Here is a 22,112-nt window from a genome sequence, read left to right on the forward strand (position 1 = left end):
CTGGAGGAATGAACGATGAAAGCAATGGTGATCGATCAATATGGCAAAGCTCCAATGCACATGGCAGAATTGCCTACACCTGAAATTGATGAATATGAGGTACTTGCTGAAATCCATGCAGCAAGTATTAATCCGATTGATTTTAAAATCCGTGATGGGAAAGTAAAGCTGTTAATCCACTATAAAATGCCACTGATCCTTGGAAATGATTTTTCAGGGGTCGTCGTAAAGGTTGGCGAAAAAGTGACGCGCTTTAAAGTAGGAGATGAAATTTATGCACGTCCAAGGAAGAGTAAAATTGGTACTTTTGCGGAATATATCTCGATTCATGAAGATGACATAGCCCTAAAGCCTAAAAATTTGAGCTTTGAGGAAGCTGCATCAATCCCACTGGTTGGCTTAACGTCATACCAAGCTTTACATGACATCATGCAATTACAAAAAGGTCAAAAGATTTTAATTCATGCTGGCTCTGGTGGTGTAGGTACCTTTGCTATACAACTAGCAAAGGTAATGGGCGCCTCAGTGGCAACAACGGCTAGCGAAGCTGGTGCAAACTTAGTTACATCTTTGGGTGTAGATAAAGTGATTAATTATAAGAAAGAAAACTTTGAAGCTATACTGAAAAATTATGATGCAGTCTTTGATACGCTTGGAGGAAAGACCTTAGAAAAATCTTTCGAGATTATCAAGGATGGTGGAAAAATTGTCTCCGTATCAGGCACGCCGAATGCTCGTTTCGCCAAAGAATATGGTTCAGGATTTTTCAAAACATTATTATTTTCAGCAGCAAGTCATAAACTGACCTCACTTGAAAAGAAATATCATGCTCAATATTCCTTCTTATTTATGAAACCAAGTGGCGATCAATTACGCATAATCGCCGATTTAATTGAATCTGGTAAAATCAAACCAGTCATTGATAGAACTTTTTCATTTGAAGATGCTCAAAAGGCGATGGAACATGCGGAGTCAGGTAGAGCAAAAGGGAAGATTATCGTAAAAATGAAATAGCCTTTATATTGTATTTTGTTTGTAATAACCGCAAACCTCAAGGCTTCTCCTTTTATAGGATAGATGTAGCCCAATATTGAGATGAGCGATGGTTCACCACTTGCGTTCTTTGAAGGTAAATATAGCAAAGTTAGTCAGCCAATAAGTTTATAATTACCTATCTCCTAAACAATAGAAACCATCGTTTGAGCATTATTTGTTCGAACGGTGGTTTTGTCTTTGGTTCAAGTTGGAAAATGGATTGCTTAATTGCTGTAATTATGGACGTTTTTATTCAATCCAAAGGTTGATAAAATCACATCATACTACAAGTAGGAGTGATATCAATGGATAAGGTACGTTATAAAGTAAGAGAAGTGTTGGATAAGAACAAAATTGAGGCATTTTTGCAGCAAGCTCGCATTGGGCATTTGGGTATGGCTGATGGTCATTTGCCGTATGTTGTCCCCCTTAATTTTGTGTGGACAAATGGAGTGCTTTATTTCCATGGAGCCACTGGCGGGAGACGAAATCAAGTGATGGAAGAGAATCCAGAGGTTTGCTTTACGGTTTGTGATGAATATGGAACCATTACAAATCCAGTACCTGCAAAGACGGACACGGCTTATATGAGTGTCATGGTTTTTGGCAAGGCTCAGCCTATTTTCGATTTGGATGAAGCGACACATATGTTGCAAGAGATGATAAATAAATATGTACCTGGTTACTATAATCGCCCCTTATCCCAGCAACACGTGGACAAATATCGATCAGCCGTTTTCGGAGGGCCTGTTCAAGTTTACCGTATTGATCCTCAACATATTACCGCGAAAGAAAATCCAATTGCCTTAGGGGAGATGTTCAATATTGAGAAAATCCCACATACATAGTATTGGTTTTCAGAAATTAGTACATCAAATCACTGCAAGCACCACTAACTCTAGTCAGATGTAGCTTTGGAATAAAGATGGATTAACAAATAGCTCTTAATCCTTATCTAATAGCAACATCAAAAACTCCATTTTGAAAAATTGATCAAAATGGAGTTACTCTCTTTAGATAAGTATGAGATTTTTATAAAAAAGTTTGATCATTTTTCAGCTATGTTGTTCCACAATTGCGCCCGATTGTTGAATAACGAGTGCCATTACAAGGTTATGATCTGCAATACTCACAATAGTCGCTTAGGGAACTTTATTATTCCATTTTATGTCTATATTGAAAATTGAAAGTTTAATGGGGGCATCATTATGTGGGTCATATTAGGTCTTATCGCAATAATAGCAACTTTTATTAACCTTTATATGTATGCAACAGGCAAAGACTACAAGCTTGCGATGGCAATGGGATTATCATTTACAGCATTAACGCTATGTGCAGAAAATAGTCTAATAGCTAATTGGGTAAAAGTAGAAGATTGGACAGCTTTATTGGATGTTGTACCTACTATGGAAAAGTCGTTATGGATACTTACAATTATTTCCATCCTACTTAATATAACACCGATACTTTTAGATTGTAAAAAGAAAAAATAAATTCCCTAAATGAATTCAATGGTTTTAGTAGATGCACATAGCGAAAAGTTTATCGATTTATTTGCAGTATTTAATTAAGCAGGGGCTATACAACTCTATACAAAAAAACGTTTCCAGTTTGGGCATACACCAAAAAGGCACGAATGTTGTTAAATAAACATTTGTGCCTTTTCGATAGAACAATTAATTATACAGTTTTCTATACATATGGCATAAACAGTTGAAGTAGCAGCGTTTATACTTGCGGAGCTTGTTCAAAAATTTGCATAAAAACTTGAATAGCATTTCTTATCGTCAAAAGTGTTATTCAACAATATGGCCCTTTAATGGCAACGAGCGCTGAATCTTTGTTACAGAATTGCGCCCGAGTGTTGAATATTGAATGAAATGATAACCAACCTTCAGTCATCTTTCTCTATATATTTTATTTCGCATCAGAATTGAATCGTATTAACGTTAAAATTGAGAACAATGGGAAAATCAAATATATAGACATAAAACCACCAAGAGTAAAGAACCAAATATCAATGCAACCCACCAAAATTAAACCGATAACATTTGTTAGAACAAAAGAAAGTATTTTGTTTTTTATTCTATTAGTTAAATAAATTTCAATAGGGACTACAAGGATAATAGTAAATAAATAGATTCCTAAATAGAGCAGTACAGAAAGCAGTATTTTCTCAGCCGTCGAAGGAGGCATTATATCCGATTGGAATATTCTCTCGATAAACACGATACTTAATGTGGTAACTAATGCTACTATTATCGGGAAAAAAAGTATCTTTGCTATAGAAATCTTTCTCATTCAGTCACCTCTTTTGTTTATTATAATCCAGTCTTTAAGATGACGGCTAACCTAAATTTCTTTAAAGGCGTTATTCCACAATCTGGCCCGATTGATGAACGTTTGTTGAACATCCTTTTTTTAATAGCCCCTAAAGTAAACCTCAAACTTTTATTTGGTAATGAAATATTAAAGCATGATTTATTCATGAATCTTACCTAATAAGTAGTCTCGATGCTTCAAACTTAAATCAAAGTATTTAAAAGTACCTTCGTGTATTTGTTTCAACACTTGATAAAAAACTCGATAGGCAAAATCGTATTGTGATTTTGTAATCCAATTATTGTGTAGAGCCTCTTCTAATTCATCTTTATCTTTTTCAATGATTTCTCCAGTTCGTAATACAACAATATCTAAAAATAAGTCCAACATATAGGGTTCTCCATTCTCAACGCCATTTTCATATGTGATATCTATGTACCACTGAATAATTTCTCCATTTTCATTAAACATTGATGTAATAGCGAAATTTTCATTGAGTGGTAGTTGTTGTAACCATAAGTAATTGTTATCAACAATACAAAGCTTTTTAATTAAATATTCAGTTATTAATGGTTCTTTTACTTCATTCATTTTTATAAGAGCAATAAATCCGTTAAAATCTTTGTGATTTATCTGCTCTAAAGAATAGTCGCGTTTTATAATTCTAGTCCAATCGTTTCTATGTAAAAACCGCTTTTTCAAAAGATAATCGCTCCTCAATTAATGTTATTGGTAAATTATAACATACTAGTGAGTTTAAAATATATATAACATATCCGTAGAGTTTTGCACCATTGCAAAAAAATGTTATTCAACAATCTGGCCCGTTTGTTGACAAATCCTGCATATCAACACAGGATTTTTTTATCAAACTTAATATGAATGATCAATCTTTGTTTTTAACGATTAATCATTTTTATAAAACTCCTTAGAGGTTATTTTATTGTACCTAATTTTATGGACTGCTAAAATTCGCAATTTTGGATGTTTTTTATCAATCCGTATTACGTTATGCTAAGACCGTTCATTTATTAGCAAGGAGGGGAAGTGCTACTGTTTAGTTCAGGTAGATTGACATTTTATCAAATAGCGGCAAGTAAGGCGTTACTTGGAATCAAGCAAATTGAAATTTTACTGGAATGACACGTTACATATAGAGGGCTAATGACAATAGGAAAACGATATTCCACAAGGGAACAGTCCTTAAAGGACGAGAATACGTGATGAATTCCTAGTATGAAGAAGAGATTAAAATAATTTGTAGAAAGGTAGGAAAGTGTATGAACTCAACATCCGTTTCACTGAATGTACGTGATTTCCTGTCGCCCACCATCGCTGCTTTTATATCTGTCTTAGTTAACTATGGGGGCACTTTTATCCTGGTGTTTCAGGCTGCCAAGGTTGCTGGTCTAAGTCCAGAAATGACTGCATCATGGATATGGTCGATTTCCATTGGTGTGGGGGTAACGGGTATCTGGCTAAGTTACCGGTATCGTGAACCCATTATTACAGCTTGGTCAACACCAGGCGTGGCGTTTCTTGTTTCGGCTTTAGCTGTTACCCCATATGCTGAAGCCATTGGAGCTTATATTATTTCTGCAATAGCATTTGTTTTGTTAGGTTTATCAGGTATGTTCGAACGTTTTGTCCAACTTATTCCTCCAGGTATTGCTTCAGGTCTACTGGCAGGTATTTTATTACAATTTGGTATTTCAGCCTTTGGTGGTGCGAAAGTGGAACCTTTACTTGTCATCGTCCTGTTTACTACGTATATCGTATTAAGAAGGTTTACATCTCGCTATGCAATTGTCGGTATTCTAGTCATTGGCTTGATTTATTTAATAAGTATGGGGCAGGTAGATTTCAGCCATATCGAGTTAGCCTTCGCGTCTCCTGTATTTGTTACGCCAACATTTTCTCTACATGCATTATTGGGTGTTGCTTTGCCGCTTTTTATTATTACCTTAACAGGACAGTACATGCCAGGCATGCTAGTGTTGCGAAATGATGGATTTAAAACGAGTGCCAATCCGATTTTGGTTGTAACAGGATTGGGATCACTCCTGACAGCACCCTTTGGATCACATGCTTTTAACATAGCAGCAATTACAGCAGCCATCTGTACGGGGAAGGACGCTCATGAGGATTCAAGAAAACGTTATATTGCAGGTATTGTCTGTGGCATTTTTTATATAATTGTCGGAATTTTTGGGGTAACATTGGCTGCATTGTTTTTAATTCTCCCAGCTACGTTCATTGCAACATTAGCGGGATTAGCGTTGCTAGGCACAATTGGTAGTAGCCTTGCCAATGCTTTAACAAATCCTGTTGGACGCGAAACAGCACTCATTACTTTTTTGGCAACAGCCGCAAATGTTACTTTACTTGGAGTTGGCGGTGCATTTTGGGGACTTGTAGCTGGTTTGGGCGCACATTTATTAATGAATGTTCCATTGCTCAGAAAACAGCATAGCATAAATGAGGGACAACAAATTAGAAAAGATAATATCACTACGAAAGGTGGTTTTTAACATCGATACGACGAAATCAATAGAAGCCTTCGAAATAGCAAAAAAGCTTATGCCTGGTGGGGTAAATAGCCCAGTGAGAGCATTTCAATCAGTTGGGATGGAGCCAATTTTTATGAGTCACGGGAAAGGCTCAAAGGTATATGATATTGATGGCAATAGCTATATAGATTATGTTCTATCTTGGGGGCCATTAATTCATGGACATGCAGATAAGGAGGTTTCAGAAGCACTTCTTGAAGCCATCAATAGAGGGACAAGTTTTGGATTGCCAACTTTACAAGAAAATAAGCTAGCAACATTAGTATGTACTCGCATACCTTCCATAGAGAAGATTCGAATGGTTAATTCGGGTACAGAAGCGACAATGAGCGCCATTAGACTAGCTAGAGGCTTTACAGGCAAAGACATCATTGTGAAATTTGATGGAAACTATCATGGGCACAGTGATCATCTATTAGTAAAGGCAGGCTCAGGTATTGCCACATTCAGCCTTCCTGATAGTCTTGGTGTGCCTTTAGAGATCACTAAGCATACAATCTCCATACCTTATAATAATATCGAAGTCCTGAAAAAGATCTTTGATAAATATGGCTCACAAATAGCAGCAGTCATCGTAGAACCGTTTGCAGGCAATATGGCGGGAATACCAGCTAACCCTGAATTTCTTCAAGCAATACGTTCTTTCACTACAAAGTATGGTGGACTATTTATACTCGATGAGGTCATGACTGGTTTTCGTATAGATTACCACTCTGCTCAAGGGCTTTATAACATAAAACCAGACTTAACATGTTTAGGAAAGATCATTGGTGGAGGGATGCCTGTTGGAGCATATGGTGGAAAAAAAGAAATCATGAATCACATTGCACCTGAAGGTAGTATTTATCAGGCTGGAACCTTATCGGGTAATCCAATCGCTATGGTAGCAGGGTATACCACAATCAATAAATTAAATCATAACAGTTATACGTATATCGAAGCGTTAGCAGAGCGGCTTATTCAAGGCTTATCAAAAGTAGCTCATAACAATCATATTCCACTTAAAACAACGAAAGCTGGGACAATGATTGGCTACGCATTCATCGATCATCCCTTACAAAATTTTGATGATGCTCAAAAAATAGATGCTGAGATGTTTCGCCGTTTTTATAAAGAAATGCTTAAACAGGGTATACTTCTACCTCCTTCTCAATATGAAAGCATATTTATCTCGACTGCTCATTCCATACATGATATTGATAGAACGATTCATGCTGCAGATGTAGCCTTTAAAAGGATGTCGTGTAATTAGATGATGCAAAGTGGACTACAAACATCCTATATCTATAAAATGATCGATTTGATAGTATAATAATTATTGACTGTACAAAACTATTAATTTTCGCATATTTTAACAATCTCTATTCTAACTGGAAGTGAATTGAATGTTACAAGTTAACCGAGACGATAAAAATCCTATATGGCAACAGTTACTTGACCAAGCTATTCATCATATTACAACAGGCAAATGGCCACCAGGGGAGTTACTTCCTCCATCCCGAGAACTCGCCTTATTAGTAGGTGTTTCACGCTCAACCATACAAATTGTTTATGAGGAATTATTTAGTCGAGGGTATACTGTGACAAATTGGCGTGGAGGAACAAGAGTAAGTGAATGGGGGTTTAAAACCAACTTGGCAGAAGAGGTGATTCCTCAAGGACCATCTACGCCAACATTACCTTTATTAAACGTGGCAGTTGATGAATTAAACAGTTGGTTTAGAGGCAAAGAAAATGGAAACGTCGCAATCGATTTTTGTCCCCATGAGCCGTATTTGGACGAGCATTTCCGAAAAACTTGGCGACAATCGTTTTTACAGGCTTCAGCAGAAACAGATCTGACCAATTGGGGCTATGGCGATGCCTACGGTTTCACACCGCTCCGTGAACAGATTCAACGTTACCTGACATTTGAAAGAGGTGTACATGTAGAGATTGACCAAATCATCTTAACCTCTGGCGCACAGCATAGCATCGATCTGATTGCCCAAGCCCTTCTTAAGGAAGGAGAAACGGTTTCTGTGGAAGATCCAGGCTTTCCTGCAGCCTGGATGACCATGAAATATCGGCGTATGAATGTTGTTGCTGTACCCGTGGATGAGTATGGCGTACAAGTAGAGCAGATTGATCCACAAACCAAGCTTATTTTTGTTACACCTTCTCACCAATGTGCGGTTGGTGTCATAATGTCTGAGCCACGCAAACAACAATTGCTGCAAAAATCCGCGAAAAATCAATTCTGGATTGTAGAAGATGATTATGATGGTGAGTTTAGGTATCGAGGTGGCCCGCTTCCTACCTTGTTTAGCCAACAACCTCACAACACATTATATATGATGAGTTTTTCTAAAATGGTTGCTCCTGGCATACGAATATCGGCTGTTATCGGCCCCAAAGATGCTATTCGCCAGCTTGCGCAAGTACAACAATTAACCTATCGGCATCTTCCCATTATGGAGCAATTAACGCTTGCTCATTTTATTGAGCACGGTCATTTTATGCGTCATATGAGGAGAGCCAGAAATGTCTATCGACGTAGACATGAAGCGATGACAAAGGCAATTATGGCGACAGGACTAGCCGAACGTTTCAAGCTAAGTGGCATTGAAACGGGTTTGCATATGCTTCTTGAGGCGGAAGAATCGTTTGATGAAGAAGCAATGACGAACCTCGCACTCGAAAATGGGATACGTGTTTATCCACTGAGCAAGTACTGCTTAGAAAATAATCGAAAAGGATGGGTACTAGGCTTTGCTAAAATTGATGAGCAAGCCATTGAGGAAGGCATTTTTCGTCTTGCAAAGATCCTCTTGCAAGAAACGTAATCATTAGCCGGGCATAAAGGGAATTGGGGGTTGCGATACTATGCCATACATTCATGAGTTTGGAATCATTGCTTGTATAGAAAAAGACAAGGAGTATGCTGCTTATGAACCTGAAAAATACAATTGCATTGGTGTAGATGGTGACCTCTTTGATGAACTGCTTTCTAAGGATTTTGGCAAAAAAATACATCACCTCGAAACTTTTGCACACAACACAAATAGGCCATTTAAAAGTCTCGCCTATTGGGGGATAACCTTGATACCACCAAGCTCTCATAAACAATTTTTAAATATGGTGAGTGAAGCCAATGTCGAGTACCAATCTGCAGAACTTGAAGAATTAATCAAAAAAATAGCTGATGCAATAAAACAAGATAAATGGATGATTCATTATGGTGTTTAATTTTTACCAATACATACAGGTAAGGGGAAGAGGCGATTGTTCAATTAGAGCAATCGCTTCTTATTATTAATGGGGAGATGAATGACAGTTCCCTGAAAAGTTTCAAAAATTTTGAACGAAATGCAACAATGTTGAGTCTAATGAGAGAAGGAGGCGAAAAAGGATGAAATTTGAATTAGAGCAGCGTGCTATACGTGGAGATCAAGAAGCGATACTTTCACTGATTGAAATGGATGAGGATATTTTATATCGCATGGCCTTTACATATATGAAAAATGAGCAAGATGCTATGGACGTGATGCAGGAGCTTGTTTACAAGGCACTCAAAAAAATGCATACCGTTCAACAGCACGAATATGCCAGAACATGGCTTGTGCGCGTCTTAATCAATTGCAGTAAAGACCATTTACGAAAACGTCCGCCAACTGTTCAAATTGAGGAACACCATTTATCTGAATGGGTCATTTATTCAGATATGGAGAGATTATTGGAACATTTATCTTTGTCAGAGCAGCAACTCGTCTATATGAAGTATTTCCAGCAATTAAAAAATAAAGAAATTGCTGAGCTCAATCAAATTCCTGAGGGTACTGTGAAATCGAAGCTTCATCACATTTTAAAGAAGCTTAGAAGCTTTGCTAGAGAGAAGGAGGACTGGCTATGAGTAAACCATTAATTGACGTTCCAAAGGAGAAACTGCAACAAGTTCGCATGAACATGTTTCGAAAGGTTCAACGAGAAAAAAGAAGAAAGAAGCGTATTGTTTCGGTTGCATGCATCTCCATACTTTGCTTAAGTCTTCTCTTTTCAATTCGCGTTTCGCCAACGATTGCTAGCCAAGTTGCCAAAATACCCGGTTTTCAAGCAATTGTAACAGCGATTGCAATAGATAAAGGAATAAAAGATATTGTAGACCATGAATACTATGAAGCAATCAATGTGACGCAATCTAGAAAAGGTCTAGCACTTACATTGCAGGGCGTGATTGCCGACAATTTAGGATTTGTCCTGTTCTATGACGCTGATGCCTCATTTGATATTTCAAAATTAAACTTAGAGAAAGTTCAATTGTTTCAAGGAGATGAGGAGATTGAATGCGGCTGTACGTTTACCATGAATGCTAGCAATCAAACATACATCTCTTCATCAGTGAAATATAGTTTTTTAAAGCCTATCGCCTATACTTCCAAGGATTTTAAAGCAGTTTTTCACTTTCATGATGAAGAGAAAGGTAACATTGTAATATCTTTACCGTTTTCACTGAAAAACGAGATCGCAAAGGAGAAAATTTTTACTGCAAATCGTACGATCGATGTCAATGGGCAGAAATTTACGATTACACAAATTCGCCGTTCGCCATTAAAAGTGGCACTCGATATTGAGGTAGCCAAAGATAATACAATGCAACTATTAGCGCTAGATGATGTTGCCATCATGACAGAAAGCGGTGAACGTAGAGAAAGTATTAGAAATGACATTTCAACAGACGGGAATATTCGCGATGGCAAATTTACGCTCTATTTGCAAAGTAATTATTTCGATGATCCAGCGTCATTGACGGTTATGATTGGCGCCGTTCAAGCTGTGCCAAAGGGTGAGGATTTTATCGAAGTTGATTTTGGCACAAAAGAGATAATCACGAAGCCTACTTATTTTAAGGGGGACATTTCAATAGTGCAGCAAAGCGTAGCAGTTAAGATGAAAAAAAATAATGAAGGCAAATTATTAATGCTCTCTGACGCCATAAAAGAAGATGGCACGCCATTAGAATTCAAAAGTTTGACTATTTCAAGGGACGAGCAGTATGTAGTGGAGACATCACAATTTGAAGAATATAATGGAAAAGCTAAGCTATATTTAAACTATTACCCTAATCCAATTGGTGAAAATATTGAAGTAAACATTCCATTGCAATAAAATGCAGCAGCTGTTCAAAAAGACGAACCTTTTTGAATAGCTGTTTTGCTATTTTGACTGCAAGGGTTGGGGGCTTCTTTTTTGAACAACTTGATAGATGATAGATTAAAGAGGCACTTGATTTAGTCATAACAGGGGTAACGATATGTTTAGATTCGAAGCGGTTATCTTTTCTAGAATTAGTTACATAGCTAGCTCTTTTTTCTTTTTGAACTTACAATGGTTGTAGAGCGATGATGGTATAATTACTTTAAACGGAGGTGGAAAATGGACTCTTTAGAATTAAACAAATCAAAATATATGGTCTCTAATATCAAAGACATTTTGCATAATAAGCTTATTCTTGCAAAACCGTTGACTAAAGATGACATCAATAAAATAAACCTAGTCAATCCCCCTGTATACAATAAAGAAAAGTATCTTATTCAGGAACAGTGGTAGCGGAAAGAATTTTCGATGAACTCCATTTACATATAAGCTGCGCATTGGCGTATTTACATAAGTTTTTTCCTAATCAAGAAATAAACAGCTATTATTTATCCACAATAAGCTTTGGAAATATGGCTAACTTTGATAGTTATATATTTTCAGGCTTTAGTTTAGCTTTTATTTATGAGGGTCACTTTGAGTTTCAGTATAAAGTGAAATTTAAAGAAAATGGTTGGCCTATTGGTTTTGAGGGAGGACCACTTTAATTCAAGGGGAAGAAATAGTTATCCCATGACAAAATCGTTTTGAAAAGAGGGAGTTGAATGGAAGGTTTTTTCTTCATACTGATAGGCTTTTTGATTGTTACCGCAAATGTGATTGGGTTTGTATTCTATAAAAAAAAGAAAAATCTATATAATGCTGCTTTTATCATTTTACTACTGGCAGGTGTATTTGGTGGACTAGGAAGTGTATTAGCACTAATTATTATTCGTGATCCCTTTGCGTTATTCTATGGATTGAACATTGCCTATTATTTACTCATTAATAGTTTGATTGTATTTATTCTGGCGATTTTAGTTACGATCATTAAAAAATATACTAGTAGTAGAACCATATAATTAACTATCGTGGTACGTGAGCATTGAGTTGTTTATGAACGAATTACTATTAAAAACGTTAGGTGGGACGCTATGCATAACTTGTTAGGAAAGGTTATTCTTATCACAGGTGCAAGCTCAGGTATTGGATTTGCCACGGCTGAGCTAGTGGCAAAACACGGGGCTAAAGTAATTATCAATTATCATACAAATGTGGAAGGTGCCAACGAAGCTGTCCAACGAATTCAAGAACAAGGTGGAGACGCCATTGCTATTCAAGCTAATATTGTGAATAAAGAAGAAGTGAACGCAATGATTGAGCAGGCTATTTCTACATTCGGCACGATTGATGTTTTAGTGAATAACGCTGGAGGCGGCATCCGTCAAAGTACTTTTATGGAGATGAGTGAAGAGCTATGGGAAGAAACATTCAAGCTAAATGTCAATAGTGTGCTCTTATGCTCTCAAGCTGTATTAATACATATGATTCCGAAGAAATGCGGAAAAATTATTAATGTCTCTTCTGCAGCTGCACGTATTGGTGGGGCAGGGGAAAGTATTCATTATGCATCTGCTAAGGGAGCTATCAATACAATGACGATTGGTATGTCCAGAGAATTAATTGAATATGGAATTATCGTGAACGGGGTAGCGCCTGGAATGGTCGAAACACCCTTTCACGATAAATTTGCTCCTGGTGACAATCGGCTAGAACGGATGGCTTCCGCTGTACCAATTAAACGAGCTGCAGCGCCTAAAGAGATAGCAGAAGTAATTGCCTTCCTTTCTTCTGATGCCTCAAATTACATCCTTGGAGAAATTATACATGTGAGTGGCGGTAGATAAATAAAAAATAGGTAAATTATTATTGTTTTCGTCTATTATACTAACAGTCGTAAATTGCGGATTCTAAACAAGCTCTACCATAGATGTCCTTAAATTTTGGGGCAAAAAAGGTAGGACTTGTTTCGCTTATTTTATTAAATCCGACACTACTTGAACAATTAAGAACAAAAAAACGATTGGTAAAATAATTTGAATCCATTTTGTTTGGATATACGGAATGATCTTTAAACCTAAGAAAGAGCCAGCAATAGAGCCAAGTGACACAGGGATAGCAATTCCCCAATTAACAATGCCAGTAAAGTAATAAAAGAGAAAAGCACCTGTACAGCTTGATAACGAGAGCATTCTCGTTAACTCGACTGCTTTTAAATAATGGTATTGTTTTTTCAAGAAATAGGTTATATTCATTAGAGCTGAGCCTGGTCCAAAACCACCGTCATATATGGAAATTACAAATGGAATAAGCTTGTTCAAGGGTTGTTCCTCTGTTTCTTTTACATCTTTGACAATCCATTTATTACTGCAAAGGACAATCAGAAATGCAAAAATTAAGCTTATACAAGCGACGATATTCATGATTTGTTCTGATAAGAGGATTGCGAATAATGCCCCAAATACTCCACCTATACTAGCAACAAACATGAAAGAAAAATACTTTTTTACAGATAAATGTCCTTTTATGACAAATGAAACAACATTTGATAGGGCTGATAAGCCTGTCGCAAATTTATTAACAGCAACGGTTGTATGAATTGGAATGCCGACGAGCAACAATGAAGGCATCAAAATAAAGCCTGCTGCACCAAAAAGAACGCCTATTATGGCTGCGAGTAAACCAATTGTAAATAAAATAACTCCTTTTACTGTTAACCATTCATGTAGTAAAATTTCCATTCAATCACCTCAATACTTAAATTACTGGTAAACTATACATAAAACAAATATATAATTATTGCTTATTCATAAATATTATTTATGGATAGAAAGGTTGGAATGGAATGAATTTACATGCATTGAGGATCTTTACGAATGTAGCCAAGCTTGGGGGAATTACTGCAGCGGCGAATAGTATGCTACTAAGTCAACCTGCTGTTACCATACAAATTCGAAAATTAGAGAATGAAATAGGGGCAAAATTGATTGAAGGTAAAGGGCGTGGAATTCAATTAACGCCCGAGGGGAAGTTTTTATACGAGCAAGGCATGCGTTTATTTTACTTAGAAGCACAAATCGATGAGAAGCTTGGTAAGTTTTTAGCAAAGGAAGACAAAATACATATTGCGTCCTCTTACATCCCTATTAATTATATACTTCCGCCTATCATAGCTAAATACAAGCTTGCGCATCCTCAAATTGAATTTTTTGTATCGTTAGGCAATGTTCAATCTGTGGAGGAGCAAGTTCTGAATTATGAAGTAGATTTTGGCTTTGTCGTTCAAAGTAAATTTGGTCATGAAGATTTACAATTTGAAAAGGTATTGGATATCCCGTTTTGGTTTATAGTCCATCCTTCACATCCTCTAGCAAATCAAACTGTCTCCATCTATGAATTATCGAACGAGGACTTTATTTATCGGGAACGTGGTAGCTCGACACTCGATTTATTGGAGTCCATTTTTTACACATTTAATGCGCCATTACCTAAATTAGGGCTTCAAATGCAGGGCTTACACGAATCCATAAAAGTAGTGGAAGCGGGGTACGGCATGACTTTAGCTCCGTCCTATAGTGTAGATGAAAGTATAGCAAACGGGAAACTTGCTCAAGTGTATGTTGAGCAGGCAGCTATTCAGCAAAGTTTATTTATTTGCTCTCGAAAAACCGATCTCATGGAGCAACCATTTTTGCAATACTTAAAAACGCATTTAAATGCATTAAACTAACCACTTTATTTGCCATAAATAAGACTTCTATAAATTTAAGTGAAGAATTTAGAGAAGTCTATTTTATTATGATAATTAACACAGAAAATTCAGAAAAATATTTTTATAAAAGTATTTTTCCCTCTATTGAAACAACTGCTGCTCCTGCTACTTCAATAACAGCATTCTCCCCATCAGGTGTGATCGTGACATAAAGAGTCCCAGGTCTATTAATCGTATGTCCTTGCCCAATTACTAATTGATGTTTTTCTTGTTGAGCTAGTATATTTTCTAGATATAAATAACCGCCTAATGCACCGTTTGCTGCCCCTGTAACTGGATCTTCATCGATCCCTATATTTGGGCAAAAATCTCTTGTATAAATATCAAATTCCCCATTTGTGTCAAAGGTAAAGAGGTGAGTGGTTGATATGTTAAAATGATTGTTCATCTTTTTAAGCTCATTTAATTTAGGTTCTGCTTGATCAATTGCTTGACGTGTTTTAACTGGAACCATAAGATGTGGGACCCCTGTGTTCGCTATTTTTATCGGGTATCGATCATCAATGTCCGTTTCCTCTAAACCCACAAGGTCCGCAACGACTTCAGGGCTAATGTCTATACTTTTTACATGGGGACGTACTTGAGTCATGGACACGCTCTTTAAGTGATTGTTTTCCGTAATCCATTTTACAGGAATTAGTCCAATGTTTGATTCAAAGATTATTTTCTCGTCCTTATCAATCCAATTGTACTTACTAGCCATTAACCATGCTGTACCTAACGTAGCGTGACCGCAAAAGTCAACTTCTTTTGTAGGAGTAAAATATTTTATTTGATAATCTGCATTGTCATTTGTTGATGGTAAAAGAAAGGCCGTTTCCGACAGGTTTAATTCATTGGCTATGTTTAGCATTTCCTCATCTGTTAAATTTTCAGCATGAGGTATGACGCCAGCTGGATTTCCTCCAAACGTTTCTATGGTGAATGCATCCACATAAAAAAACTCTACCACTTTTTTCATTGCTATCTCCTCCTTCATTCTAAGATTATTGTAGTATGATAGAATTGATAAGTAAAATTCATGTTTTTAATCTTAAACATGAGGAAGTCGAATGGAAAGTTAAATCTTATACGGAGGTTAACTTGTGAACCTTTTGCAAATAGAAATATTCGTCAAAGTAGTCGATATTGGGAATTTCACAAAAGCAGGAGAAATATTGGCGATGACACAATCGGGCATAAGCCATAATATCGCTTCATTAGAGTCAGAACTCGGTATTAAACTTTTGAATAGAGGAAGAAACGGTATCTCATTAACAGATAGTGGAGAACGTATCATCAACAATATGAGAAATATCTTATCAGAAGCAGAAAGCATTAAACAAGAAGCGGCATCTATTTTAGGAATACAAAACGGAAAAATAAATATTGGCAGCTTTTCAAGTTTCGCTTCAAAAGTGTTGCCAACGATCATATCACGGTTTAAAGGAGAGTTTAAGGGAATTGAAATAAATTTTTATGAGGGGAGCTATGACCAAATTACACGTTGGGTAGAAGAGGGGAAAGTGGATATAGGTTTTACATCTTTAAGTAACCCTATGGATCATTTTGAGGCTACCACCATAGTAAGAGATAGATTAGTAGCAATCGTACCGATTCATCATCATCTTGCCATAAATGAACAAGTAAAAGCGGAAGAACTTCAAGGGGAGGCTTTTATTATGCCTCAGCTAGGATGTGAAGTGAGTGTTAAGAAGTTTTTACAGGAACAAGAGGTATCCCCAAACATAGAGTTTAATGTGGAAGAAAATCAAACAATCATTGCAATGGTACGTGAAGGATTAGGCATTACAATCATACCAGAACTAGCTTTACCCTATAATTTAGCTGGTACCATTGTAAAACCTCTCTTACCCGAACCTTTCCGAGAAATAAGCATCATTACTCGCTCAAAGAAGCAACCCCTTCCCGCTGTCAAAGAGTTTATAAAAACAACCATGGATTGTATTAAAGAATTACAGCTATAAGAATTCTGTGTCCATTGCGATTGTTCATCATCATTGTGCTTTTGTAGAAGCATAAAACATACCTACGTAAGAGCATGTTTTGGTTCATTTTTTCAAAACATGCTCAAATCAAGGTGATGATATTTAGTAAAGAACACGCCATAAATAGAAGGTAGCGTAGGATTCCCAGTTTTTCCATGGTATCGAGAGCGCTAAAATTTCCTCTTTCGTAGGCTTTTGGTTCATATTACGTAATGTTTTTATTGAATTAATCAGACCTACATCATCGATTGGAAAAGCCGTCTGAAACCCTAGGCAGCGCATTAGCACGTAATTGGCTGTCCAAGGTCCGATTCCTCGTATTTTGATTAAGCTTTTTTCTGCCTCTTTAAAATTCATTTTCATTAATTGTTCCTTCGATAATTCTCCGCATGCCATTAATCTTGCAATGCCAATGATATATTCACTTTTTTTAACCGTCATTTTAATAGCTGCTAGGTCAGTAGGTTCTAACTGTGCAATTCGTTCGTATGGAGGGAATACCCAATACTTTTTACCATTCCATTCGATAGAATCGCCAAAGCTTTCTACAAATTGTCTCTTTAAAGAGTAGGCAAAGGCAAGGTTGATTTGTTGCCCTAAAACGCCCCAGCATAACGCTTCAAATAAATCGGGAATGCCGATAACTCGTAATCCATAGAATTTTTGGGCAGGTGTTTTAAGTAATGGATCTGTATTTGCCATTTCATAAAATGGCGTTAAATCGTTATCAAGATCAAACCATTCAATTATATATGTTGCAATTTTTTCCCGCTCCCTCTTTTCAATAGGCCTAGAACCATTTAGGAATTGAACAACCATTTGTTGATTATCGATTACGCTTATCTGTACTAAAGACTGCATTTCTCCAATGGCTATCACTTTTGTGATGATATTGTTCTCTATTTCATACAGGCATTCATTTTTTTCTCTTGTTAAATAGCCTAGATTTGCATTCATATCAAAATTTGCTGGTAAGGTAATGATCATCACATCGTCAACGTCATGCCATATCACTTTTTCATTCTCCTTTTCAACATACACAGTTTGTTAGTTTACTTTATCATAAAAGTAGCTTTACTCATTTTGTTATCTTGCTATTCCATTCTAAACGCCTTATTTTTTTCTATTGATGAGGTTATAGTGTTAGTTATTAAGAAGGCTAAGGAGGGAATAAAAATGGTCCAAGATATTCAAACACGTGTTGGCGGCTTGGAGTGGGATTCCATTCAACATGAACTAGATAAGCAAGGATTTGCAAAGCTTCCAGTAATTTTAACAAAAGAGGAATGTGAATTTTTAATAGGGTTGTATGGTAAGGAAGAGCCATACAGAACGACCATTAATATGACGAGGTATCGCTTTGGGGAGGGGGAATACAAATATTTTTCCTATCCATTGCCTGAAATCATCCAAAGTTTAAGAGAGTCCTTTTATCAAGAATTGGCCAAAACAGCTAATCGATGGTTAGGTTATTTAAAGAAAACAGCGCAGTTTCCAGCTCAGCTTCAAGATTTTTTGAACACTTGTAAAGAATATGAACAAACTAGACCGACACCGTTACTCTTAAAGTATGAAACAGGTGGCTTTAATTGTTTGCATCAAGATTTATATGGCGATGTGTTTTTCCCGTTTCAAGTAGTATTTGTATTAAATCAACGCGAACAAGACTTTTTTGGTGGAGAATCACTCCTAGTGGAACAAATTCCACGTGCTCAGAGTAGGGGACATGTCATTACGTTAGATCAAGGCAGTGCGCTCATCTTTCCTACAAACCATAGACCTGTTCTAGGGAAAAGGGGATATTATAAACATACGGTTCGTCATGGAGTAAGTACGATTACTGCTGGAGAACGATACGGTCTTGGCATCATTTTTCACGATTCTAAATAAAAAAACTTCAATATCTTGCTATTCCATATCTAGAATTGTACATTGTGAATTTTTAGGGAGTATATTGTAAGGAGAGGTGAGATAAATGCTGGATCCTATGAATGATGAAAATGATATTTTGAATAATGTAGAAATGATGACAGATGAAAAATGGCAAGCCATTATCACGAATGATACAGCGTACAACAATCAATTTTTCTATGCTGTCAAGTCAACAGGGATATTCTGTAAACCATCCTGTAAGTCTCGCGTTCCGAAAAAAGAGAATGTATGTATTTTTGCAACCGCAGAACAAGCACTCCACGCAAAATTTCGCCCTTGTAAACGTTGCAAGCCTACTAATGAAAACTTGCCTGATAGCGAGTGGGTTGATATTATCACAGCATACATTGATCAAAATTTCGCTGAAAAATTAACGCTCGAATCATTAGCAATGATTTGTCATGGGAGCCCCTATCATATGCATCGAACATTTAAAAAGATTAAAGGCTTGACGCCCATTGAGTATATACAACAAGTTCGCGTACACGCGGCTAAAAAGTATTTGATTGAGACGAATAAAGCAATAGGCGATATTGCCCTATGTGTGGGTATGGCGAATGCACCCTATTTTATTACTTTATTTAAAAAGAAAACAGGTGAGACCCCAGCGCAATTTCGTCAAATGAGAAAAATGGAGGAAATGAATGATGGAAATAAAAAATAAACCAACCCTTTTTTGGTCTTTACTCAAGTTTGAGGATTGGCATTTTTATATTGCTGCTACCTCCAAGGGCCTTGTGTTTGTTGGTTCACAGAACAAACCAATCGAGGAAATGTTTGAATGGGCGAAGAAACGCTTTCCAGGAAGTCCTTTTGTTGAAGATGAGGAAAAGCTTGAACCCTATGTCAATGAAATCATTCAGTATTTAGCAGGAAAGAGGCAAACCTTTACTATCCCATTTGAGTACGTAGGTACGCCATTTCAGCTAGCAGTCTGGCAAGCACTTTGTGAAATTCCGTATGGGCAGACGAAATCCTATTCAGACATTGCCCATGCTATCAATAAACCAGCAGCTGTTCGTGCTGTTGGAGCGGCTATTGGGGCTAATCCAGTGTTACTTACTGTACCGTGCCATCGTGTAACAGGAAAGAATGGCTCTTTAACAGGCTATCGGGGCGGATTAGCAATGAAGAAATTGCTCTTGGAACTTGAAAAGCGAGGTTCATCTAGCAATGCGTAATACCTGCTTTACATGGAATGGAGGTTTCGTATGAAAAGCGAATTATTCTATAAGCATCCAAAAACCATTTTGAATAAAGGAACTGGCTTTCTTTCTGGCTATACGCATTCGCTCAATCCTTATACAGGCTGTTCATTTGGATGTTCTTATTGCTATGTACGTCAAATGCCTGTATCTCTTTTTCGAGAAGGGGAATGGGGTAGTTGGGTCGATGTTAAAAACGGTGCGGCGAAAGTATTAAAAAAGGAGCTTCATCGTGCTAAAGCCAAAGGGCCTGTAACCATTTTTATGTCCTCAAGTACAGACCCGTATCAGCCAATAGAGCATAAGGAAAAAGTGACGCGATCTTTACTAGAGGTTATGCTAGAGGATCCCCCCTGATTTCTTATTTGTACAGACGAGAAGTCCACTTGTCAGTCGGGATATTGATTTGCTGCGACAATTTAAAGAAAAAGTGCGGGTAAGTATGACAATTGAGACAGATTCGGAAACGATACGTAAACATTTTACGCCAATGGCACCTCCAATCCAAGCGCGTTTTAAGACATTGGAAAAATTAGCAGCTGCGGACATACCGACCCAAGTTGCTATCGCGCCCATTTTACCAAGTGGAGAATATTTTCCTTTGAAATTGAAGCAACTCGTCGATCGGATATGTATAGATGACTACTTCATGGGAGATGGCAGTGGTGGAAAACGCACAAGAAAACTTGAGATTGAGAAAAAATATGATCAACTTGGTTTAGAAGAATGGTATGGACCAGATGTAATAAAAAAAGTATACAACCGATTTATTGAAATCTTTCCAGAAAATCATGTTTATATAAGTCAGGCTGGGTTTGAGCCGTAAAATGCTGTAATAGATGGATTATAAAAATAGCCCCAATACCCATCTTTACTGAAGTGAGTATTAGGGTTTCTTCACATGATAGTATGATTAACGTTTGTTTTCATTTTGAATTTGACTGAAATCTACTTCTTCAGCAAACTCTTCTCTGTTTTTACGCTCATTGTTAGCATTTTGATTTTGATTCTGCTGTTTTTTGTTGTCTTGCGTTTTATTATTTTTATGTTTATTATTTCCCATTTTCATCTCACCTCCACCATTAGTGTGAGTGGAAGATGTTTTTTTATCCGTAGAACTTACATTTAATTCATCAAGCAATGTGCTTTACTTTATTAAGGAGTATAGTATGAATGAAAATTATCCAAATTTAAATCTACGGTTAAAACTAGGGTAGGAAGTAATTGATAATGATAGCAGGTGGTTTATAAAAGGGCTATCACGCTGTTTGAATTACGACATTGACAAGACGAGAAAATAATTATTGTAGTCGATTAAAAATTGAAGCATACAGGAATGTCTTATATTTTTCCAGAAGATGTGAGGAAATACAAACTACATAGGTTTAGTCTTGAATGTAAAATATTTGATTTAAAGTATATTGCATTGCTAAAGTCGTATGCAATCAGGATTTAGGAATCCAACCAAGTATTTTTCATAATATCTATTTTTTACATTATGCTTAAGGAGGCATCGTAGTGAACCAACACAAAATAATTATTACGCAATATACCCCCCAATACGCTGAACAAACAGTTACTATGTGGCGAGATAGTAAGGAACAGGCGATTGGTCAAAAAGAAATTCATACCTTTGAAAGTCATGTATATTTCTTAAATCATCTATTAGCTGAGCAGTTTCACATCGATTTAGCGTTAATGGATGAAAAAGTAGTTGGCATGATTGCCTATAACGAAGAAGAAATAAGCCAACTATATATTCATATTGACTATCAAGGGATGGGCATAGGTCATACATTACTAGATAAAGTAAAAGCACAATCAAAAGGGCGATTAACTTTATACACATTTGAGGTTAATGAAAATGCCCAACGATTTTATGAAAAACATGGATTTAAAATCATAGGGAGAGGACATGAAAATGAAGAAAATTTAGCTGATATTCAATATGAATGGATAGCCAAATAAAAAATTTCACTAACGAGCTACTAAAAAGCGTTGTACATTTTGTATATACGCTTTTTTGTTTTTGATAAGATCTAAAAATGATGCAGAGGCAAACAATTTCCTTAACAGAGCTAAGATCACTCGAATGAGTAGTAGTCGAGCTTAGTTG

23 protein-coding genes and 2 pseudogenes are annotated in these 22,112 nt (G+C 36.7%); 19 read left to right on the plus strand and 6 right to left on the minus strand.

Features of this window, described 5'->3' with window-relative positions:
• Window positions 1-15: 15 nt before the first annotated feature.
• The 3 genes from AAJG31_RS01410 to AAJG31_RS01420 all read left to right on the plus strand — a co-directional run bounded on the left by AAJG31_RS01410 (window position 16) and on the right by AAJG31_RS01420 (window position 2,528).
• On the plus strand, window positions 16-1,014 hold the full coding sequence (locus AAJG31_RS01410; RefSeq protein WP_279495120.1) for an NADP-dependent oxidoreductase: 999 nt from the start codon (window positions 16-18) through the stop codon (window positions 1,012-1,014).
• A 326-nt stretch (window positions 1,015-1,340) separates the two neighbouring features.
• Window positions 1,341-1,883 (plus strand): pyridoxamine 5'-phosphate oxidase family protein, encoded by a 543-nt coding sequence (locus AAJG31_RS01415; RefSeq protein ID WP_066036685.1) that lies wholly within the window; start codon window positions 1,341-1,343, stop codon window positions 1,881-1,883.
• Window positions 1,884-2,243: 360 nt separating this feature from the next.
• Window positions 2,244-2,528, plus strand: coding sequence for a hypothetical protein (locus AAJG31_RS01420; RefSeq protein ID WP_259950213.1), 285 nt, complete (start codon window positions 2,244-2,246; stop codon window positions 2,526-2,528).
• A gap of 424 nt (window positions 2,529-2,952) precedes the next feature.
• Here AAJG31_RS01420 and AAJG31_RS01425 read toward each other — a convergent pair whose 3' ends face one another.
• The gene (locus AAJG31_RS01425; protein WP_004224262.1) at window positions 2,953-3,336 is read right to left on the minus strand and encodes a hypothetical protein; all 384 of its coding nucleotides are present in this window, start codon (window positions 3,334-3,336) and stop codon (window positions 2,953-2,955) included.
• A 180-nt stretch (window positions 3,337-3,516) separates the two neighbouring features.
• Window positions 3,517-4,059 carry a DUF402 domain-containing protein gene (locus AAJG31_RS01430; protein ID WP_259950211.1) on the minus strand — a complete coding sequence of 181 codons (543 nt, stop codon included), beginning with the start codon at window positions 4,057-4,059 and terminating at the stop codon, window positions 3,517-3,519.
• 578 nt (window positions 4,060-4,637) lie between these two features.
• Here AAJG31_RS01430 and AAJG31_RS01435 point away from each other — a divergent pair.
• The 9 genes and pseudogenes from AAJG31_RS01435 (at window position 4,638) to AAJG31_RS01475 (ending at window position 12,946) form a co-directional block, all read left to right on the plus strand.
• The gene (locus AAJG31_RS01435; RefSeq protein WP_237898002.1) at window positions 4,638-5,888 is read left to right on the plus strand and encodes a benzoate/H(+) symporter BenE family transporter; all 1,251 of its coding nucleotides are present in this window, start codon (window positions 4,638-4,640) and stop codon (window positions 5,886-5,888) included.
• A 1-nt stretch (window position 5,889) separates the two neighbouring features.
• On the plus strand, window positions 5,890-7,179 hold the full coding sequence (gene hemL / locus AAJG31_RS01440) for a glutamate-1-semialdehyde 2,1-aminomutase (protein WP_279496334.1): 1,290 nt from the start codon (window positions 5,890-5,892) through the stop codon (window positions 7,177-7,179).
• 133 nt (window positions 7,180-7,312) lie between these two features.
• The gene (locus AAJG31_RS01445) at window positions 7,313-8,752 is read left to right on the plus strand and encodes a PLP-dependent aminotransferase family protein (protein ID WP_066036688.1); all 1,440 of its coding nucleotides are present in this window, start codon (window positions 7,313-7,315) and stop codon (window positions 8,750-8,752) included.
• Between the two features lie 40 nt (window positions 8,753-8,792).
• A complete protein-coding gene (locus AAJG31_RS01450; RefSeq protein WP_279495115.1) occupies window positions 8,793-9,155 on the plus strand; it encodes a hypothetical protein in 363 nt (120 codons plus the stop codon).
• A 163-nt stretch (window positions 9,156-9,318) separates the two neighbouring features.
• Window positions 9,319-9,819: a sigma-70 family RNA polymerase sigma factor gene (locus AAJG31_RS01455; protein ID WP_279495114.1), complete on the plus strand. Its 501-nt coding sequence runs from the start codon at window positions 9,319-9,321 to the stop codon at window positions 9,817-9,819.
• Window positions 9,816-11,072 carry a DUF4179 domain-containing protein gene (locus AAJG31_RS01460; protein ID WP_279495113.1) on the plus strand — a complete coding sequence of 419 codons (1,257 nt, stop codon included), beginning with the start codon at window positions 9,816-9,818 and terminating at the stop codon, window positions 11,070-11,072. The genes AAJG31_RS01455 and AAJG31_RS01460 overlap by 4 nt, the downstream gene beginning before the upstream one ends.
• A gap of 267 nt (window positions 11,073-11,339) precedes the next feature.
• Window positions 11,340-11,767 (plus strand): annotated as a pseudogene (locus AAJG31_RS01465) (hypothetical protein).
• Between the two features lie 57 nt (window positions 11,768-11,824).
• Complete coding sequence (locus tag AAJG31_RS01470; protein ID WP_112118590.1) at window positions 11,825-12,121, plus strand: 3-isopropylmalate dehydrogenase; 297 nt, start codon at window positions 11,825-11,827, stop codon at window positions 12,119-12,121.
• A 72-nt stretch (window positions 12,122-12,193) separates the two neighbouring features.
• The gene (locus AAJG31_RS01475) at window positions 12,194-12,946 is read left to right on the plus strand and encodes a glucose 1-dehydrogenase (protein ID WP_279495110.1); all 753 of its coding nucleotides are present in this window, start codon (window positions 12,194-12,196) and stop codon (window positions 12,944-12,946) included.
• Between the two features lie 126 nt (window positions 12,947-13,072).
• Here the strand turns inward: AAJG31_RS01475 and AAJG31_RS01480 are convergent, their stop codons facing one another.
• Window positions 13,073-13,840, minus strand: coding sequence for a sulfite exporter TauE/SafE family protein (locus tag AAJG31_RS01480; protein WP_103118187.1), 768 nt, complete (start codon window positions 13,838-13,840; stop codon window positions 13,073-13,075).
• A 104-nt stretch (window positions 13,841-13,944) separates the two neighbouring features.
• Here AAJG31_RS01480 and AAJG31_RS01485 point away from each other — a divergent pair, with 104 nt between their 5' ends.
• Window positions 13,945-14,829: a LysR family transcriptional regulator gene (locus AAJG31_RS01485; RefSeq protein WP_279495109.1), complete on the plus strand. Its 885-nt coding sequence runs from the start codon at window positions 13,945-13,947 to the stop codon at window positions 14,827-14,829.
• 103 nt (window positions 14,830-14,932) lie between these two features.
• On the opposite strand, the gene AAJG31_RS01490 is transcribed toward AAJG31_RS01485, so the two are convergent.
• A complete protein-coding gene (locus tag AAJG31_RS01490; protein WP_279495108.1) occupies window positions 14,933-15,832 on the minus strand; it encodes a PhzF family phenazine biosynthesis protein in 900 nt (299 codons plus the stop codon).
• A gap of 124 nt (window positions 15,833-15,956) precedes the next feature.
• Between AAJG31_RS01490 and AAJG31_RS01495 the strand changes: the two genes are divergently transcribed.
• Window positions 15,957-16,838 carry a LysR family transcriptional regulator gene (locus AAJG31_RS01495; protein WP_066036697.1) on the plus strand — a complete coding sequence of 294 codons (882 nt, stop codon included), beginning with the start codon at window positions 15,957-15,959 and terminating at the stop codon, window positions 16,836-16,838.
• Between the two features lie 123 nt (window positions 16,839-16,961).
• Here AAJG31_RS01495 and AAJG31_RS01500 read toward each other — a convergent pair whose 3' ends face one another.
• Window positions 16,962-17,873, minus strand: a complete 912-nt coding sequence (locus AAJG31_RS01500) for a DNA-3-methyladenine glycosylase (RefSeq protein WP_279495105.1) — start codon at window positions 17,871-17,873, stop codon at window positions 16,962-16,964.
• 162 nt (window positions 17,874-18,035) lie between these two features.
• Between AAJG31_RS01500 and AAJG31_RS01505 the strand changes: the two genes are divergently transcribed.
• The 4 genes and pseudogenes from AAJG31_RS01505 (at window position 18,036) to AAJG31_RS01520 (ending at window position 20,822) form a co-directional block, all read left to right on the plus strand.
• Window positions 18,036-18,749, plus strand: coding sequence for a 2OG-Fe(II) oxygenase (locus tag AAJG31_RS01505; protein ID WP_066036699.1), 714 nt, complete (start codon window positions 18,036-18,038; stop codon window positions 18,747-18,749).
• 85 nt (window positions 18,750-18,834) lie between these two features.
• Window positions 18,835-19,455 carry a bifunctional transcriptional activator/DNA repair enzyme AdaA gene (locus tag AAJG31_RS01510; protein WP_279495104.1) on the plus strand — a complete coding sequence of 207 codons (621 nt, stop codon included), beginning with the start codon at window positions 18,835-18,837 and terminating at the stop codon, window positions 19,453-19,455.
• A complete protein-coding gene (gene adaB, locus AAJG31_RS01515) occupies window positions 19,439-19,972 on the plus strand; it encodes a methylated-DNA--[protein]-cysteine S-methyltransferase (RefSeq protein ID WP_054550483.1) in 534 nt (177 codons plus the stop codon). The genes AAJG31_RS01510 and adaB overlap by 17 nt, the downstream gene beginning before the upstream one ends.
• Before the next feature lie 30 nt (window positions 19,973-20,002).
• A pseudogene (locus AAJG31_RS01520) lies at window positions 20,003-20,822 on the plus strand (radical SAM protein).
• Between the two features lie 87 nt (window positions 20,823-20,909).
• Here AAJG31_RS01520 and AAJG31_RS01525 read toward each other — a convergent pair.
• On the minus strand, window positions 20,910-21,137 hold the full coding sequence (locus AAJG31_RS01525) for a hypothetical protein (protein WP_146750731.1): 228 nt from the start codon (window positions 21,135-21,137) through the stop codon (window positions 20,910-20,912).
• A 377-nt stretch (window positions 21,138-21,514) separates the two neighbouring features.
• Between AAJG31_RS01525 and AAJG31_RS01530 the strand changes: the two genes are divergently transcribed.
• Window positions 21,515-21,964, plus strand: coding sequence for a GNAT family N-acetyltransferase (locus AAJG31_RS01530; protein ID WP_066036702.1), 450 nt, complete (start codon window positions 21,515-21,517; stop codon window positions 21,962-21,964).
• Window positions 21,965-22,112: the final 148 nt, after the last annotated feature.

It is taken from the genome of Lysinibacillus sp. BS3, assembly GCF_039614735.1.
GTDB lineage: Bacteria > Bacillota > Bacilli > Bacillales_A > Planococcaceae > Lysinibacillus > Lysinibacillus capsici.

Coding starts and splice junctions, on each gene's coding strand:
- AAJG31_RS01410 (WP_279495120.1), top strand. CDS start 16: ATGAAAGCAATGGTGATCGATCAATATGGCAAAGCTCCAATGCACATG.
- AAJG31_RS01415 (WP_066036685.1), top strand. CDS start 1,341: ATGGATAAGGTACGTTATAAAGTAAGAGAAGTGTTGGATAAGAACAAA.
- AAJG31_RS01420 (WP_259950213.1), top strand. CDS start 2,244: ATGTGGGTCATATTAGGTCTTATCGCAATAATAGCAACTTTTATTAAC.
- AAJG31_RS01425 (WP_004224262.1), bottom strand. CDS start 3,336: ATGAGAAAGATTTCTATAGCAAAGATACTTTTTTTCCCGATAATAGTA.
- AAJG31_RS01435 (WP_237898002.1), top strand. CDS start 4,638: ATGAACTCAACATCCGTTTCACTGAATGTACGTGATTTCCTGTCGCCC.
- AAJG31_RS01445 (WP_066036688.1), top strand. CDS start 7,313: ATGTTACAAGTTAACCGAGACGATAAAAATCCTATATGGCAACAGTTA.
- AAJG31_RS01450 (WP_279495115.1), top strand. CDS start 8,793: ATGCCATACATTCATGAGTTTGGAATCATTGCTTGTATAGAAAAAGAC.
- AAJG31_RS01455 (WP_279495114.1), top strand. CDS start 9,319: ATGAAATTTGAATTAGAGCAGCGTGCTATACGTGGAGATCAAGAAGCG.
- AAJG31_RS01460 (WP_279495113.1), top strand. CDS start 9,816: ATGAGTAAACCATTAATTGACGTTCCAAAGGAGAAACTGCAACAAGTT.
- AAJG31_RS01470 (WP_112118590.1), top strand. CDS start 11,825: ATGGAAGGTTTTTTCTTCATACTGATAGGCTTTTTGATTGTTACCGCA.
- AAJG31_RS01475 (WP_279495110.1), top strand. CDS start 12,194: ATGCATAACTTGTTAGGAAAGGTTATTCTTATCACAGGTGCAAGCTCA.
- AAJG31_RS01480 (WP_103118187.1), bottom strand. CDS start 13,840: ATGGAAATTTTACTACATGAATGGTTAACAGTAAAAGGAGTTATTTTA.
- AAJG31_RS01485 (WP_279495109.1), top strand. CDS start 13,945: ATGAATTTACATGCATTGAGGATCTTTACGAATGTAGCCAAGCTTGGG.
- AAJG31_RS01490 (WP_279495108.1), bottom strand. CDS start 15,832: ATGAAAAAAGTGGTAGAGTTTTTTTATGTGGATGCATTCACCATAGAA.
- AAJG31_RS01505 (WP_066036699.1), top strand. CDS start 18,036: ATGGTCCAAGATATTCAAACACGTGTTGGCGGCTTGGAGTGGGATTCC.
- AAJG31_RS01510 (WP_279495104.1), top strand. CDS start 18,835: ATGCTGGATCCTATGAATGATGAAAATGATATTTTGAATAATGTAGAA.
- adaB (WP_054550483.1), top strand. CDS start 19,439: ATGGAAATAAAAAATAAACCAACCCTTTTTTGGTCTTTACTCAAGTTT.